At 35.9% G+C, this 15,913-nt stretch carries 17 protein-coding genes; 11 read left to right on the top strand and 6 right to left on the bottom strand.

Annotation, left to right across the window (positions count from 1 at the left end; translation table 11 throughout):
* The 9 genes from C9J34_RS10625 to C9J34_RS10665 form a co-directional block, all read left to right on the top strand.
* Window positions 1-1,259 (top strand): discoidin domain-containing protein (locus tag C9J34_RS10625; protein WP_238600623.1); only part of this gene is annotated, 1,259 nt, incomplete at its 5' end.
* Between the two features lies 1 nt (window position 1,260).
* A complete protein-coding gene (locus C9J34_RS10630; protein WP_107839849.1) occupies window positions 1,261-2,193 on the top strand; it encodes a LamG-like jellyroll fold domain-containing protein in 933 nt (310 codons plus the stop codon).
* Window positions 2,194-2,237: 44 nt separating this feature from the next.
* The gene (locus C9J34_RS10635; protein ID WP_107839850.1) at window positions 2,238-4,541 is read left to right on the top strand and encodes a LamG-like jellyroll fold domain-containing protein; all 2,304 of its coding nucleotides are present in this window, start codon (window positions 2,238-2,240) and stop codon (window positions 4,539-4,541) included.
* 31 nt (window positions 4,542-4,572) lie between these two features.
* Window positions 4,573-6,660 (top strand): DNRLRE domain-containing protein, encoded by a 2,088-nt coding sequence (locus C9J34_RS10640; protein ID WP_107839851.1) that lies wholly within the window; start codon window positions 4,573-4,575, stop codon window positions 6,658-6,660.
* Between the two features lie 12 nt (window positions 6,661-6,672).
* Window positions 6,673-7,122: a hypothetical protein gene (locus tag C9J34_RS10645; protein ID WP_107839852.1), complete on the top strand. Its 450-nt coding sequence runs from the start codon at window positions 6,673-6,675 to the stop codon at window positions 7,120-7,122.
* Between the two features lie 203 nt (window positions 7,123-7,325).
* Window positions 7,326-7,631, top strand: coding sequence for a hypothetical protein (locus C9J34_RS10650; RefSeq protein WP_107839853.1), 306 nt, complete (start codon window positions 7,326-7,328; stop codon window positions 7,629-7,631).
* Window positions 7,632-7,732: 101 nt separating this feature from the next.
* Window positions 7,733-8,092 carry a hypothetical protein gene (locus C9J34_RS10655; RefSeq protein ID WP_107839854.1) on the top strand — a complete coding sequence of 120 codons (360 nt, stop codon included), beginning with the start codon at window positions 7,733-7,735 and terminating at the stop codon, window positions 8,090-8,092.
* Complete coding sequence (locus tag C9J34_RS10660) at window positions 8,092-8,472, top strand: hypothetical protein (RefSeq protein WP_107839855.1); 381 nt, start codon at window positions 8,092-8,094, stop codon at window positions 8,470-8,472. Before C9J34_RS10655 ends, C9J34_RS10660 begins: the two co-directional genes overlap by 1 nt.
* A 4-nt stretch (window positions 8,473-8,476) precedes the next feature.
* Window positions 8,477-9,160, top strand: coding sequence for a M23 family metallopeptidase (locus C9J34_RS10665; RefSeq protein ID WP_107839856.1), 684 nt, complete (start codon window positions 8,477-8,479; stop codon window positions 9,158-9,160).
* A gap of 51 nt (window positions 9,161-9,211) precedes the next feature.
* Here the strand turns inward: C9J34_RS10665 and C9J34_RS10670 are convergent, their stop codons facing one another.
* The 6 genes from C9J34_RS10670 to C9J34_RS10695 all read right to left on the bottom strand — a co-directional run bounded on the left by C9J34_RS10670 (window position 9,212) and on the right by C9J34_RS10695 (window position 14,441).
* Window positions 9,212-10,462 (bottom strand): thymidine phosphorylase, encoded by a 1,251-nt coding sequence (locus tag C9J34_RS10670; protein WP_107839857.1) that lies wholly within the window; start codon window positions 10,460-10,462, stop codon window positions 9,212-9,214.
* 41 nt (window positions 10,463-10,503) lie between these two features.
* Window positions 10,504-11,682 carry a phosphopentomutase gene (gene deoB, locus C9J34_RS10675; RefSeq protein WP_107839858.1) on the bottom strand — a complete coding sequence of 393 codons (1,179 nt, stop codon included), beginning with the start codon at window positions 11,680-11,682 and terminating at the stop codon, window positions 10,504-10,506.
* A 148-nt stretch (window positions 11,683-11,830) separates the two neighbouring features.
* The gene (gene xerD, locus C9J34_RS10680; RefSeq protein ID WP_107839859.1) at window positions 11,831-12,730 is read right to left on the bottom strand and encodes a site-specific tyrosine recombinase XerD; all 900 of its coding nucleotides are present in this window, start codon (window positions 12,728-12,730) and stop codon (window positions 11,831-11,833) included.
* A gap of 59 nt (window positions 12,731-12,789) precedes the next feature.
* Window positions 12,790-13,245: a ferric iron uptake transcriptional regulator gene (gene fur / locus C9J34_RS10685; protein ID WP_107839860.1), complete on the bottom strand. Its 456-nt coding sequence runs from the start codon at window positions 13,243-13,245 to the stop codon at window positions 12,790-12,792.
* Window positions 13,246-13,323: 78 nt separating this feature from the next.
* Complete coding sequence (locus tag C9J34_RS10690; protein WP_107839861.1) at window positions 13,324-13,836, bottom strand: hypothetical protein; 513 nt, start codon at window positions 13,834-13,836, stop codon at window positions 13,324-13,326.
* A 65-nt stretch (window positions 13,837-13,901) separates the two neighbouring features.
* Window positions 13,902-14,441, bottom strand: a complete 540-nt coding sequence (locus tag C9J34_RS10695) for an NUDIX domain-containing protein (RefSeq protein ID WP_107839862.1) — start codon at window positions 14,439-14,441, stop codon at window positions 13,902-13,904.
* 70 nt (window positions 14,442-14,511) lie between these two features.
* Here C9J34_RS10695 and C9J34_RS10700 point away from each other — a divergent pair, with 70 nt between their 5' ends.
* Together C9J34_RS10700 and C9J34_RS10705 are read left to right on the top strand one after the other, a co-directional pair.
* Window positions 14,512-15,402, top strand: a complete 891-nt coding sequence (locus C9J34_RS10700; RefSeq protein WP_107839863.1) for an aldo/keto reductase — start codon at window positions 14,512-14,514, stop codon at window positions 15,400-15,402.
* Window positions 15,399-15,905, top strand: a complete 507-nt coding sequence (locus C9J34_RS10705; protein WP_107839864.1) for a VanZ family protein — start codon at window positions 15,399-15,401, stop codon at window positions 15,903-15,905. The genes C9J34_RS10700 and C9J34_RS10705 overlap by 4 nt, the downstream gene beginning before the upstream one ends.
* Window positions 15,906-15,913 lie beyond the last annotated feature (8 nt).

Here is a 15,913-nt window from a genome sequence, read left to right on the forward strand (position 1 = left end):
CATCCTATAAAACATCGAGAGATAAAAACCTTAAATATAATATACAAGGAGAAAACTATATGAGAAAAAATTTAATTCCTGCTATGACTTCAACCAATCAGCCTAGTGGAGAAACATTTGGTAGCTCGAAATGGGCAACTACAAGTGAATATTTTTATGCTTTTAATAATAATACAACTCAAAACTTCACATCTAACTCCCCTTTACCACAGTATATTGGATATAGGTCGATAAGGGCTTGTAAAGTTGTTAGTTACTCAGTTACTTCGAGGAATCTTAATAATGATGACTTACCTGTTGCTCCTACTGAATGGGAACTTCAAGGGTCAGATGATAATTCAATATGGGGGACTATAGATAAAAGGATTGGTGTCTTATGGACTGCAAAGTTGGAAGAAAAAAATTTCGAAATAAAAAATCCTCAATCTTTTACTTATTATAGACTATATGTAACTAAAAACAATGGTTTTGCGACCTCTATTTTTGGCGTAAATCAAATGAAATTGTTTTATGAGGGTGAAAGACTAATAATTAATAATCCAATTAATATGAAATATTACTCCTTGTTGGATAATACCCTAATCCACCTACCAAACAACTCTCCTAAAAACATGATTTTACATGGTATTGAACAAGGAAAAGAGATTCAATTAGATGCTCCTTTTAGTAAGCTTAACTACGTAAACGAATTACCTTTTGATAATGTGAATAGTAAGGTGTTTACACAAGAAATTGAAAAAATAAATACTTTGAATATACGAGAGATTAAAGAAGATAATTTTGAGCATATATATACGTGGTATTATACGAATATGACATCTAATACAACACCACCTCCGCTTATTGCAAGTTCTAGTTCTTCACAAAGTGCTAATTATGCACCATTTAAAGCCTTCAATGGAACTAGTATTAATAAAGATGATTGCTTCATGACATCCACTAATAATGTGAGTGAATATATTCAAATACATTATGGTACTAAAAAGTTAATAAACTGTGTAGCTATAACATCACGCAATTCAGATGAACCAACCTCAGCAATCAAAGATGTTAATATCTTAGGTTCCACTGATGGAATTAATTTTACTAATATAGGTGAGATAAGAAATCAAACTGATTGGACACAAAACTCTAAAAGGATATTTAATTTAATAGAAGGGCATTATATGACTATTAAATTAGAGATTCTAAGTAACAATGAGGAGATTAGAACAACTATAGGTAATATCTTATATGGCTATAAAAGAGAGGTGAATTAATATGGCAACTACAGAACAGTTAATGGCGCAATATGGTGTCGCATGGTTTGGTTTTGATGAAGCTAGTGGAAATGTTTATGATAAGTTAGGTAATGATTATGTAGGCACAGCTACAGGTGCAACTAGAACATCAGGCTGGAATGGCAAAGATTCTGCTATGAGTTTTAATGGAAGTAATCAGTATATAGATTTTAACAACAAAATTATCTCCAATGGAGAAAAAACTATTAAATTCAAGTTTCGTCATACTATCCAACCTAGCAATGTAAATACAGCACATATGTTATTATGTACATCAAGTGCTAGTGGAGGACATGGAATTATGGTTTTTATTAATGGAGCAACCGGTTTTAACGTATATTTTTCTAGTGGCTCACCAATTGTAGTTCTTACTGACATCAATAAATTTTACAACGATGGAAAATGGACAGAATTTCATTTTAATTGGGATGGTCAAAAAGATAGTATCGTGTATATTAAAATTGGCAATGATGAATATAAATTTAGAGCAATAGGAAATGAATCAGGAAATCATTCAGGAAACCTTCGACTAGGTAAACCACTGTCTACTGCCACCTACTACTATAATGGTCAAATTGATGACTTACAAATCTACAATAAAGTTTTATTTCCTTCCGATTTTGACCAAAAGCGTTTAGCAGTTAAATCAGAATCAAACAAAAACCTTGTTCTATCACCTACTTCAACTCGTGTAAAAGAAATTCCTAATACCAATGAAAATACATTGTTAGCTCAAGGTGGAGTTATCCATGAAATTGATTCAGCAATTGATAGACCACCCATTGATTTAACAAGAGTTTCAACTGAATATGAGATTGTAAACAATAACAAATCTCCTTTAGGAGCAGGTAACTTGTTCACTATTCCTATCAGCAATAATTTTAAAACAGCATTCATTGAGGACAACGATTAACATGGTTGTCCTTTTATTATGGAAAAATATTGGAGGTCAATACAATGGCTAATAGTAAAGATAATTTAAGTAAATATGGTAAAGCATTTATTGGCTTTGATGAACCTAGTGGAAATGTGATGGATTCTATTGGAGGCTATACAGGTACATTGTATAACTCACCTACTCGTGTGACAGGTTGGAATGGAAAAGGTAATGCCATGTCATTTAATGGAAGCAATCAATATATTCAAATGAATGGCAGCATTATTCCCCTAGGAGAGAAAAGTATCAGATTTAGATTTAAACCTCAATCTATTCCAACAACATCTCAAATATTATTGAGTAATGTGAACAGCACTCAATACAAAGGATTTAGAATAGTTTGGCATCCAAATGGTTTAATATATCAAGTATACTTTAATGCTTCTACTGCTATACAAGTACACATACCATTTGATAGATTTATCATCAATAATTATCATGATATTTTAATCACAGATGATGGTTTAAAAAATTCAGATTCTATTAAAATGTATTTAAATTTAGCGTTAATAATCTCGACAAATGGAGCAGATGAATCGCAAGCAGTTAGTAATAGCAACACTGTTATAGGAAGAGAAATTTCGTTTAATCAATTTTACTTTAAAGGTGAATTAGATCAAATTGAAATCTACGACAGATTAATATCCCCTATCCCTGACAAACATCTAGTCCAACACAACGCACAATACAAATACCACAACGGTACTATATGGCAAACAACAACACCAACCGAAGAAAACTTCATCCAATACGGTATGAACAACCTAAACCATATCACAGAAGCACAATGGCAAGAACTATCAGGAAATAAATCAATTGTTATGTGGTCTGATTTTGAGGATAAGCAGTATGCATCTGTCGTACTCAATAAAGAACCATTCACAGCCAAAGAATTACTAGGTGATAACGCACAAGTCATTTACTACACAGATTCAGACGCTTCACAAATCGTTGTAGAAACAGGTGTTGACCCATATAGTGTCTACGATTACATTGGTGAACTACCTACTGTCATAGCCTACACAGAATCTACAGAAGACATTATCGTATCAACAACGACTGAACCATTCAACATTTACGACGAATTTGGTGATGAAGTTGAAGTTCTTTATTACACAGATGATGAAACTGTAAATGAAGCTGATTTAATCTTAGAAGCGAATTGGTCACCTGTTGATGAATTAGAGGGTGATTTTGAGGTTGTCACATGGACTGATGAAGCACCTGAAACGGCTCAGAGAACACTTGAAATGACGGCTGTACCAAAACCTCAATTTATTAAATTGGTCAATCCTAAACATTTGTATGGCTATTTAGATAGTGTTATTGCAACTGATATTTCTCAATCCTATCGCGATGAGGCGCGTTATTTTGTGACGGATGCTGACACAAGTACATGGTATGTTTGGGATAAAGAGAGTGAAACTTTTATTGTGAAGGATACTTCAACGGAGCAGGCAATCTCAGCAAATGGTATGAAGCATAGTGAGCTGAATGCGATTACGGATAAACAATGGCGAACTTGGAATAAAAAACACCTCAATATTGGCGTGTTTTTAAAAGACAATCCTCGTGACACAATTGTTTCAGTTGTTGAAAATGTTTCATATCAAGACTATCTTCCACGTCATACAACAACTGTTTCAGAGACAAGTTTATATATTTTAAATACAACCGCTAAAATTGATATAGCGCTAAATGGAAATATTCTGAAAGGCTTTTTAAGTGATGCTGATTTAACGCGTGTTCAATATAGAGTGCTGTTAAATAATAGACATTACCACCCTGCTGATGGTAGCTTCACTAAACTTGGTGAATCCCCTCAAAATATTGAATTGGCGATTAGTAGTAAAGATATTCATATTGATGGCTGGAATACAATCAAAGTGGAATTCCAAGATTTCTTCGGTACTACTGATTATTGGTCAACTCAATTTATTGGCACCTATTCAGGCCTGATGTTTAAAGATGTTTATGGTCAATATTATTCAAGTGAGATTGGTGAAATTCTACAATATCTTGATTTCGGTGTGATTATCGCTGGGCAAACGACAATTGAGCATGAAGTTATTTTGAAAAACCAATATGGCTATGATGTTAAAAATGTACATTTGTACGCTAATACAGCAAACTTCCCTACTGGCATGACATGTGAGTTTAGTACAAGCCTTTCTCCTTTCACATCTCAGCCTGATTTAAGGCTAAATGGTGTGCTGAAAAACAATGAAGAAATGTCATTCTTCATTCGATTAAAAACTGAATTAGGTGCAACGCCTGACGCAAATGGCTCGTTTGACATTATCGTGAGAGCAGACAAAGCCTAATCACAATACAATGTGATAAGGAAGTGAATTTATGGAGGACAACAATTTTGAAACAGACACGCAAATTTCCTCTAGCAATAAGGAAGAATCTATACGCTTTACAGAGATTAGCATTCCTTCCTATGAAGACAGTATAATTAATACTGAAATTTTTGCGATTTATCAAGAGGATGTTGATGCAATAGCTGAAATTACGGTCAATCCAAATAACAGCATGAAAGCCAAGTATTCTTTAATTGGTGCAGGCTATCAAGACAAACCTATAGAAATTATTCCTCGACTAGTAAGAGATAGCGATACTTGCGCTGAATTAATTCCTCGTGCGTTAAGAGTAAATGATAGGGAAACCTATCTAAATATTATGTATCGTGGCAATTCTGACGTACTGACAGAAATTCAACCAATTGGCTATAACAATATGTTCGCTGAGCTTGAAGTTCCCCCTCATAATAGAATGTGGGCTTTATACGAGGTACAGCAGCCCCCTATTGTTACAGATGTTTTTAACCCTACTCAAGATGCTGCTACTAGAGAAGCACCTGCATTTGAATCAATCAACTATGGTGCCAATTCATCTATGGTTGTTGGCAGAACTGCTAATGATATATGGCGTTCATTTGTGCAATTTGATTTATCTTCAATTAACCCATCTTATGTTTTAAAAGAAACGTATCTACGCCTGTATTATCGCGGAGCTTCCCCTAGTCATTTAAAAATTGAAATTCTTAATGCAGATAGTACATGGCAAGAATACAATATCACAAGCTTAAATAGGCCTAATCCGATTGATTTAATATCGTCTGATTTCATAAACAATGAACAAGCAGGCTACATTGAATTTGACGTTTTGGATATTGTAAAAGATTGGGTTGCTTTGAGGAAAATAAATAATGGCTTTATTATTCGCTTGTCCAATGAAACCGAGTTTGGTCAAACAACATTTTATACGAGAGAAACGAATAAACCGCCTGAGCTTATTGTTAAATATTATGATTCGAGAATATTTTCTCAAGGTCGAAGCCAGCATTTAACTGAAATTTTTATTTATAACGCTAATGAGTCAACTGTAGAAACGGAAATCACTGTTCATTCAGACTATGGTTTTAAACGAATTGAAACAGAAATCTATGTTCATAGAGTGGAAGTTCCTTTAGATTCAGATATTTTAACGGAAATCATTGTTACTAAACCTTATGTCAATACGGAGATTATAGCGTCTATTCGGAAAGGCAATGAGGTTGTAACTGAAATCAACTCTAGGGTTTCTGAAGAGCGCATAAAAGATGTTGAAATAACAATTACTAAACCTTATGTAGATAGTGAAATCTATATAAAATATGTGAATGCTATTCTTACTGAAATTACACCAAGACCAATGGATAAATCACTCGTGATTACGGAAATTACGGTTAGCAAGCCTTCTATTCCTGTTGAGATTACACCAATTATTCATGATGACTCTAAGATTGAAGCTGGGATTACAGTAACAGTGCCTTCTATTGAAGCAGAAATTATTGTTCCAATACGCAATGAAAATCATATTTTTGTTGAGATTGAAGCGCTTGATATTTGGACTTCAATTGTTCCTGTTGAAATCTTTATTAACAAAGATGCAATGCCTATCGAAATTACACCACGAGTTACAAATGAACGAAATTTACAAACCGTTATTCATGTTACAAAACCAAAGATTGAAGCTGAAATTGAAGTGAAATATAGAGATGATATTTGGGTAGAAATTGAACCTAATATTAAATCTGATACAATGGCTGAGATTATCGTGAGCAAGCCTTATATCGAAACATCGATTTCCGTAATCGTAGACGAACAATCTGAGCATGATGCAGAAATTTACGTGAAATACATTGATGCAGTTCCTACTGAAATTGATGCGAAAGCTGTTCATCAAATTGCAACTGAAATTGATATTAAAGCAGTCTCACAAATTGTTACTGAACTATTTGTTAGTAGAAAAATCGTTCTTACAGAAATTATGATTCCAACTTGGGTTGATGAGGACTTACCTACAGTGATTGAACCACGTATTCTGATGGTGAACAATACGTATGCTATGATTCAAGTCGGCGCTAAAGGTGGCGCTTATACATATATTATATAAAGGGAGATTATTATGATCATTAAAAATTACGAAATTGCAGAGCTGCAATCTTTTTTATTTAATTTGTCTTTAAAAAGCAAAGAATCACGCATGCGCACTAGGTTTATCAATTTACTTGACGAGCAGCAAGAGCTTATTAAAAAAGAGCGCTTAATGATTATAGATGAATATGCATTAAAAAATGATGATGGTTTAGCTGTGACAGAGAAAAAATTAATTGACAATGAAGAAGTGGAGCTAGTTGTTTTTCCTAATGCAGAGGTAGAAATTGATGTAAAAAACCAAATTGCCCTTTTGATGAATGAAGATTTTATTATTGAAGAGACAGAAAGTAAAATCGATATGCTAAAGTGTGTACAGGAGATTGTGTTAAATTGTGATTTAGAGCTTTCTGGTGCTAAAGCAAGTTTATATAATCGATTCTGTGAAATTTTTGAAGACATTCATTTATTAGAAGTATAAATGAACTAGAAACATTGTCTTTACATATTAAATACAAGAATTATTATGATTCTTAGACATATTAGTACAAATAGGAAATAAAAAACGATTCTAACGTGGAGTTAGATGCATATGATTAGATATGATTTTTTATAATCCTTCTTTATTTAGAGCTAGTTCACCCTAGCTCTCTTTTTTATTTATACAGCAAAGTTGGTGATTTAGTGGATGAACGAATTCGTGAAAGAGTAGCTTCGACGGAAACGGAGTTGAAAGACTTGAAAAAACGTACAGAAAGGCTAGAGGAAAATAATGAACTATTATTTAGGCTAACCATTGTATCAGAGCAGCAACAAGAGTTGAATAAAATGCAACAGACACAGCTCGATAGCACAAACGAAACGTTGAACAATATTAATGTCAATTTGACTAAGTTAAATATGACACAAGACGAATTACGCAAAGATGTAAAGGCAATTGGCAAACGTGTAGATGATGTTATTAGAAAATGGCAAGCTATCTTTCAATGAAGTGATTAGGAAATATCTTTTATGGGTAATCGGATTACCGATGACGGTTTTAGGTGCATATATCCTGTTTAAGCTTGGGCTATAAAAGGAAGTGATACAGTTTGGTTAAACAGAAAATGAAGGCTCCTGTTGATAAAAATGGTCGCATTTACTTTTGGAAAAATGATACGGATGGCTTATCACAGCAAGATTTTATCGTACTTTTAATGTCAGCCGTTTTATTTGGTGGAATCGGCATTGGCTTAGTAGTCGTCATTGTCGGTATGTTTTTAGGATTTGAGTTATCCGCTACATATATCCAGCTGATACGCGTGTTGGACATACCTTTCGCCACTGTAGTAGCAGGGATATTTACTGTGAAAACCGCTTCAGCAATCGTGAATCGCAAATCTGATGATGATATGAAAGATGAAAAAAATTACACGAACATAGAAAATGATGAAAACAACGGAGGATACTGATGAATTTAATGCTTAATTTTTTAATTGAATACTGGACATTAGCTGCTTTATTTATTGTAGGCTTTCTTTTACTTGCAGTTGCTATTTTTAAATTTCCTACTTCAATTAAAGATAAGTTATATGGCAAGATTGTGGAATGGTTGATTTACGCATGTATAGAAGCAGAAAAATATTTAGGGCAAGGCACAGGACAAGTTAAATTACGCTATGTCTACGATTTATTTATTCAACGCTTTTCATACTTACGATACTTGATTTCATTCGAAACATTTTCTTTATTAGTAGATGAAGCATTAATGACAGTTAAGAAATTATTAGAAACAAATGATGACTTGATGTTTTATGTTTATGGCACTTACTTGAATGAGGGAGGAGATTGACTAGATGGCAAATTTTATTTGTCCCGTAAAAGACAATGTGAGACTTACCTCTCCTTTTGGCTGGCGCACGATTGCTGGCAATAGAGAATGGCATCAAGGTGTTGACTTAGCCTCCACTGGTAAAGTGCCTATTTATGCGAGTGCTGATGGTGTTGTGATCAAAGCACAGCCATTAAGCACTTATGGAAATGTCGTCATGCTTAGACATACGCTGAATGGAAAAAGGATGGAGACGAATTATGCGCATCTTGATTCCTATTGTGTAAAGGTTGGCCAAAGAGTGAAGCAAGGTGAACAAATTGGCATTATGGGCAATACGGGGCGCTCCTATGGGATACATTTACATTTTGAAATACATAATGGCGAATGGAAAATAGGTCAACCGAATGCAGTGGATGCCATGAAATATATTCATTTAAATGATGGAAATGGGGGTTTAACGATGTCACAATATAATGAACTTAAACAATTAATTGCCGCGCAAGATGCAAAAATTAATAAGCTGACTTCTGAGCTACACAACAAGGAGAATAAAATTCATCCTCGTCAAGCATCTAGTTCACATGCAGAGGCATGGAAGTGGGCTGAAAAACAAGGCTTATTAAATGGCAAAGACCCTGAGAAATATGCCAATCGCGAGCAGCTAGGAACAATCCTTAAACGGTTCTATGATAAATTTATTCGCTAATATGTCATGAAAATAGTCACCAATCAGCGTGATTAGTGACTATTTTTCTTTTTATTCGATTTCAAATGCAGATAAGGCTTTTTCTAATTGGGCTTTATAATCAATATCGTTATTAAAGCCTAATTCAACTAATAAATCCCCTTCTACGATAGAATCTCCTTGCTTTTTATGCAAAATGATATAAGCATCATAATCTAATAAAGATTCCTTTGTTTTTCTTCCTGCCCCGAGCTCTACAGAAATTTCCCCGATCATTTTAGCATTAACAGATTTGATTACTCCTGATTTATGACTGTTTTGTTTATAGACATTTTTTACTTTTGGAAATGCAATATCCTCAACAGCGCCACCTTGAGAAGCGATCCATTCATTAAATTTCGCTAATGCTTTTTTGTTATCACATACTTCTTTTACTTTTTGCAGTGAGTTTTCGAGTGACTCTTTTGTCGCCATACTATACATTTTAGCTGCTATTTCTAATGATTTATCATACAAATCCGTATTGTTCTTAATATGATGGCTTAGCAATTCTTGTACTTCTAATACTTCGATTTTATTACCAATTGCATACCCCAAAGGATTATTCATATCACTTAATTCATATTGAACATCTCTTCCAAAGGCATTACCGATCTTCGCCATTTGCTCTGCTAGAACTTTTGCGTCCTCTTTCGTTTTCATGAATGCGCCATTACCATATTTCACATCTAAAACGATACCATCCGAACCACTTGCAATTTTCTTACTCATGATAGAGCTTGCGATTAGTGTAGTAGAGTCAACTGTGCCAGTAACATCTCTTAAAGCATATAGCTTTTTATCCGCAGGGCATAAATCCTTCGATTGACCTGATACCGCAACACCGTATTTATTCACATTATGAATAAATTCTTCCTCAGATAGCTCCACATTAAATCCTTGGATGGATTCTAGCTTATCGACCGTTCCACCTGTAATCCCTAGACCTCGACCGCTAAATTTAGCTACAGGTATTTCAAGTGCTGCTAAAATTGGTGCAACCATTAGCGTGACTTTATCGCCTACTCCTCCTGTAGAATGTTTATCAACTTTAAAGCCTTCTATACTGGATAAATCAATTCTATCTCCCGAATTAATCATCGCCTCAGTTAAATAAAAAGTTTCATCATCTGACATGCCATTTAAGCGTATAGCCATTAATAAAGCAGCAATTTGATAATCGGGTATGTCACCCTTTGTATATCCTTCGATAATATAATTTATCTCATCCTTCGTTAAAGGCTGATTCAATTTTTTCTTTTCAATAATTGATACTGTATTCATTTATTTTCCCTCCTGACAAGCATATTTAATAAATGTTTGATTTATTTCAATTGCTGTAAAAAGCTTGTACCAAATGCAGGTGCTGCAATATTAAAATTGTCCGCAATCGTTGCTGCAATGTCTGCAAATGTTTCACGTAATGGTAGCTCTGCTCCAGCAGCAAAGCGCGGTGAATAAACGATTAATGGCACATATTCACGCGTATGGTCCGTACCTGGGAATGTTGGGTCATTGCCATGATCTGCTGTAATGATTAATAAATCATCTTCTCCAAGCTTTGACAACACTTCTGGCAAGCGACGGTCGAATTCTTCTAATGCCTCACCATAGCCAATTGGATCGCGACGGTGACCAAAGTTTGCGTCGAAATCAACTAAATTTAAAAAGCTCATACCATGGAAATCACGCTGTACAACTTCGACCATTTTATCCATGCCATCTGTATTATTTTTCGTGCGGATTGATTCTGTTACACCATCGCCATTGAAAATATCAGAAATCTTTCCAATCGCAATAACATCCAAGCCCGCATCCTTCATTTCGGCCATTGTTGTGCGACCAAATGGTGTCAATGCATAGTCATGGCGATTCGATGTACGCTCGAAATTGCCAGGTTCACCAACGAATGGACGTGCAATGACACGACCTACTAAATATTCAGGCTGCAGCGTTAATTCACGTGCGATTTCGCAAATTTTATACAGCTCGTCTAACGGAATAATTTCTTCATGTGCTGCAATTTGTAGCACAGGGTCAGCAGACGTATAAACAATAATTGCCCCTGTCTCCATATGTTCCGGCCCAAAGTCGTCAATCACCGCCGTACCACTTGCAGGCTGGTTGCATAATACTTTACGCCCTGTACGTTCCTCTAATTGTGTGATTAGCTCCTGTGGGAAGCCATCTGGGTATACTTTAAATGGCTTATCGATGTTCAAGCCCATGATTTCCCAATGACCTGTCATCGTATCTTTCCCTACAGATGCCTCTTGCATCATACCGTAATATGCTTTCGGCTCATCTACTGTCGCTATGCCTTGTAGCGCATGAATATTAGCTAAACCTAGACCTTCCATCGTAGGCATTTTTAAACCGTTCATTTTTTCTGCAATATGACCTAAAGTATGCGATCCAACATCACCAAATTTATGTGCATCAGGTGCTTCACCAATTCCTACTGAATCCATTACAATTACATGTATTTTTTTAAACGCTTCCATTTTACACGACCTCCTTTTCACTATATATATATTTTACCAAAAATATTTTAAAAATAAAGGTCAGACATCCGACGGTAGAAATTTTTATTTTTAAAATTGTTAAGCAATTTTTTGTATCGACAGTCTACTTACTCATTGAAATTTTGATTTATGCACGTGGGTGAAATTGCTTATAGACTTCAGACAATCTCGTTTTGCTCACATGTGTGTAAATTTGCGTTGTCGAAATATCTGAATGACCAAGCATCTCCTGCACCGCGCGCAAATCTGCTCCATTTTCAATTAAATGTGTAGCAAAAGAATGGCGCAATACGTGCGGCGTCATCTCATGCTGAATATTTGCCGCCTGTGCATGCTCCTTCAATAGCTTCCAGCAACCTTGTCTCGTTAATCTTTTCCCTCTACGATTAATAAATAACGCGTCAGTTTTTGGATATTTTCCTTGCAGCTCATAACGTGCTCGTCCTAAATAGTTTTCGCATGCTTTAATCGCACCATTGCCCAGTGGAATAATTCTTTCCTTCCCACCTTTACCAAATACGCGCACAAAGCCCATCGTTAGATGAATATTCGATATATCAAGCTCAATCAACTCACTAATACGCATACCTGTCGCATACAATAGCTCCAACATCGCGACATCGCGAACACCTTGTGCCTTCGAGCAATTTGGCGCTGCAATGAGTGCATCAATTTCTTGGATTGAAAGGACCTTTGGTAACTTTTGCTCTAATTGTGGCATTTCAAGATGTACAGTTGGATCTGTTGTCGTTACTTTTTCCCTTAATAAAAATTGATGAAACGACCTGATGGATGAAATATGACGTGCAATTGTGCGCGGTGTTTTACCTGCCGCACGTAACGCCTCTAAATGCAACAAAATCATTGCACGTGTAACTTCATTAAATGAAGGTAATTGCTGCTCTTGAATAAATGTAGCATAACTTACTAAATCACGCTCATACGACACTAATGTATTATCAGATAATTGACGCTCCACTCGGATAAAATGAATATAATCCGCAATGGCATCTTGAAATACATTCATCTTGAAAACTCCTTTCATTGGAAAAATGAAAAACGAGTAGCCCATGTGCTACCCGCTCTCTAGTCATTTGAATCTTCACTACCTTGGCATCGCCAACAAATTCCATGAAATGTTAGTCGATGGTCTTTAATGATGAAATTCCAACGCTTTTCTACTATTGCTTCTACATCTTCTAATAAATCTTCTTGAATTTCATCAACTGCACCACATTCAATGCAAACTAAATGATGGTGGAAATGAGCAGCCCCTTCTTGTCTAAGGTCATAACGAGATACACCGTCGCCAAAATTGATTTTATCAACAATTTTCAGCTCCGTTAATAATTCTAACGTACGGTATACAGTCGCTAAGCCTATTTCAGGCGCTTTATCCTTTACTAGCAAAAAAACATCTTCTGCGCTTAAATGATCTTCCTCATGTTCAAGTAGAACGGCCACTGTTGCTTCACGCTGTGGCGTCAATTTATAGCTAGCACTATGCAGTTGTTTTTTTATACGATCAATACGGCTCTCCATGTGACGCCCTCCTAAACTCTTCTCATTATACCAAATGAGCGAAAGAGCTGACAAGTTAATGATTTTGATTCGTTTACTCTATTCAAACACATATGATATGACGAGTATTTCAAACAATGCAATTATACCAAATAATAGGATAATAGCTAGCATTCGTCTATATGTCGCAGTACCCTTTTTCGCAAATCGCATCGGCCTTTGCGTTGAAATACCTAAACAAATCATTAATAGTAAAATACAATAAATGAACTGAAAAGGAAACCACCATATACCATATGCGAGTAAAGATTTTTGCTGTGTTAACAAATACATTGAGCTAAATCCTAAAAATGTTGCTCGCAGCGCTATTAACCATTTCGCTACAAATGCGCAAAAAGGATGTGTGGCAAATAATAAGACAACTGCTATTGCAAAAACGACTGGCAAAATTGTTTGTATAACACTAGGTGCCTGCTGCTGTAATATACGCCCGTCCATCAATTGAATAAGTGCAATGGCTTGCTCTAAGCTAAATAAATAAAAGCAGGCAACCCCACTTAGAAAGCCAACGACAATCATACTTGTTAATTGTATTATAATGCTTGTCCGCAAATTTAAGCCTCCTTTACAACCAACTTATGCTAGTCCAAGGCTGATATGCGGATATTTTTTATGCATTATTTTTGATTTTTCAACCACATGATGGCATATGCGGTTTTCGCATCATAAATAGCGCCACTTGCCATCATTGCTTCCGCTTCTTCTAATGTTATTTCCATTAATTCCACAAATTCATCTTCATCGAGCGCTGCCTTTTCTTGCAAGGGAGTGAGCTTGCGTGCTACGAATAAATGAATGACTTCATCTGCAAAGCCTGGTGAGGTCGCAAATGTTTGTAAATATGTAAGTTCTTCGCATGCGTAGCCTGTCTCCTCCTCAAGCTCTCTCCGTGCTGTTGTCTCTGGTTTTTCTCCTGGCTCTAGCTTGCCTGCTGGGATTTCTACAATCGAGCGCTCCAATGCCTTGCGATATTGCTCAACGACTAATAGTTTGCCCTCATCAGTCAATGCTAATATTGCTACTGCACCAGGATGATTGACGATTTCCCTTTTTGCCACTTCACCATTTGGTAGCTGCACATCATCTACTTTCAACGAAATTACTCGCCCTTGAAAAATAGGCTGTGATGCAACGGTTTTCTCTTCGAATTTCTTCAAAACTTATTCGCCTCACTTGTCGCATATGATAAATTCATTGTAACATTATAGAGAGAAAGGTGTGTAATTTATGAAAAAAAGAACTTTAGGCACAAGCAATATTGAAATTTCTGAGCTTAGCCTCGGCTGCATGTCATTGCCAACAAATGTATATGAAGCGAAGCCTATTATAGAAGCGGCATTAGATGCAGGCATCAATTATTTTGATACAGCAGATTTATATAACCACGGGGAAAATGAGCAAATTGTTGGTGAAATTTTAAAGCCTTATCGTCATCAGCTAGTTCTTGCGACGAAAGTCGGCAATCGTTTTGAAAAAGGACAAGAGGGCTGGTCATGGGATGCTTCACCTAGCTATATAAAAAAGGCTGTAAAAGATAGCTTACAACGGCTGCAAACGGATTATATTGATTTATACCAGCTACATGGGGGAACAATAGAGGATAATTTTGAGGAAGTTATTGACACATTCGAACAATTAAAACAAGAAGGTCTTATCCGTGCCTACGGAATCTCTTCAATTCGCCCAAATGTCTTTGCACCATTTGCCGAAAAAGGACAAGCACTCAGCAATATGATGCAATATAACTTGCTTGATCGCCGCGCAGATGAATGGTTTTCAACGCTTTCAACAAACGGTGTTTCCGTCGTAACACGTGGCTCGATTGCCAAAGGTTTATTAACGAAACAATGGCGTACTCGCTTGCAAAACTATATGAGCTATTCACAGGAAGAGCTGCAAACATTATTAGCCAACCTTGAGGAACAATACGACTCATTACATAGTTTAGCATTAGCTTTCAACTTACAACATAAGACAATCGCTTCTACTGTAATCGGTGCAAGCACACAACAACAATTACTGGAAAATATCGAGGCTTATTATGCAATCAAAGATTTATCATCCCTCGATAAGCTTGAGGAGCAATTGAAGAAGGATATTTACACGGAGCACCGATGAAAAAATATATTTTTCTCATTATTGCTGCCCTCTTAATCGTTGCGTTTTCTTCCAACATGAGCTATCAGCAGCAAACGATTGTCCCAGAGCTGCGGGTTTTATTAGCAGATCAGCCTTTTGAAGAAACATTAAGCTTATTTAAAATTCCTTATTGGGGAACAATTATTTCCGTGGAATCACGAGGCTATTTTTATTTTGTTGAATTTTTAATTCGAAAGGCTACTCACTTTATTGGCTTTGGCATTGTTGGCGTCATTCTCTATTTATTTTATCGTAAGCTAGCATGGCGCTTTCCTGCACTACTTGCGGTTGCTACAGTGTTTTTAGTCGCTTCGCTCGATGAGCTAAGACAAGCTTTTTCCCCTGGTCGCACAGGTGTTTTTTCAGATGTTTTGCTTGATAGCTTTGGTGCATTATTTTTTATTTTAATAGCTGCTATAATTGTGCATATTAAAAAAGTCACTTTAAAACAAATTAAAGGGATGTCAGAAAAGCTTTTCTAACATCCCCT

It is taken from the genome of Metasolibacillus meyeri (assembly GCF_003049505.1).
Lineage (GTDB): Bacteria > Bacillota > Bacilli > Bacillales_A > Planococcaceae > Metasolibacillus > Metasolibacillus meyeri.

Excerpts from the sequence above, each read along its gene's own strand:
- C9J34_RS10640 (WP_107839851.1), top strand. The coding sequence starts at position 4,573 with ATGGAGGACAACAATTTTGAAACAGACACGCAAATTTCCTCTAGCAAT.
- C9J34_RS10630 (WP_107839849.1), top strand. The coding sequence starts at position 1,261 with ATGGCAACTACAGAACAGTTAATGGCGCAATATGGTGTCGCATGGTTT.
- C9J34_RS10635 (WP_107839850.1), top strand. The coding sequence starts at position 2,238 with ATGGCTAATAGTAAAGATAATTTAAGTAAATATGGTAAAGCATTTATT.
- C9J34_RS10665 (WP_107839856.1), top strand. The coding sequence starts at position 8,477 with ATGGCAAATTTTATTTGTCCCGTAAAAGACAATGTGAGACTTACCTCT.
- deoB (WP_107839858.1), bottom strand. The coding sequence starts at position 11,682 with ATGGAAGCGTTTAAAAAAATACATGTAATTGTAATGGATTCAGTAGGA.
- fur (WP_107839860.1), bottom strand. The coding sequence starts at position 13,245 with ATGGAGAGCCGTATTGATCGTATAAAAAAACAACTGCATAGTGCTAGC.
- C9J34_RS10660 (WP_107839855.1), top strand. The coding sequence starts at position 8,092 with ATGAATTTAATGCTTAATTTTTTAATTGAATACTGGACATTAGCTGCT.
- C9J34_RS10705 (WP_107839864.1), top strand. The coding sequence starts at position 15,399 with ATGAAAAAATATATTTTTCTCATTATTGCTGCCCTCTTAATCGTTGCG.
- C9J34_RS10700 (WP_107839863.1), top strand. The coding sequence starts at position 14,512 with ATGAAAAAAAGAACTTTAGGCACAAGCAATATTGAAATTTCTGAGCTT.
- xerD (WP_107839859.1), bottom strand. The coding sequence starts at position 12,730 with ATGAATGTATTTCAAGATGCCATTGCGGATTATATTCATTTTATCCGA.
- C9J34_RS10645 (WP_107839852.1), top strand. The coding sequence starts at position 6,673 with ATGATCATTAAAAATTACGAAATTGCAGAGCTGCAATCTTTTTTATTT.
- C9J34_RS10670 (WP_107839857.1), bottom strand. The coding sequence starts at position 10,462 with ATGAATACAGTATCAATTATTGAAAAGAAAAAATTGAATCAGCCTTTA.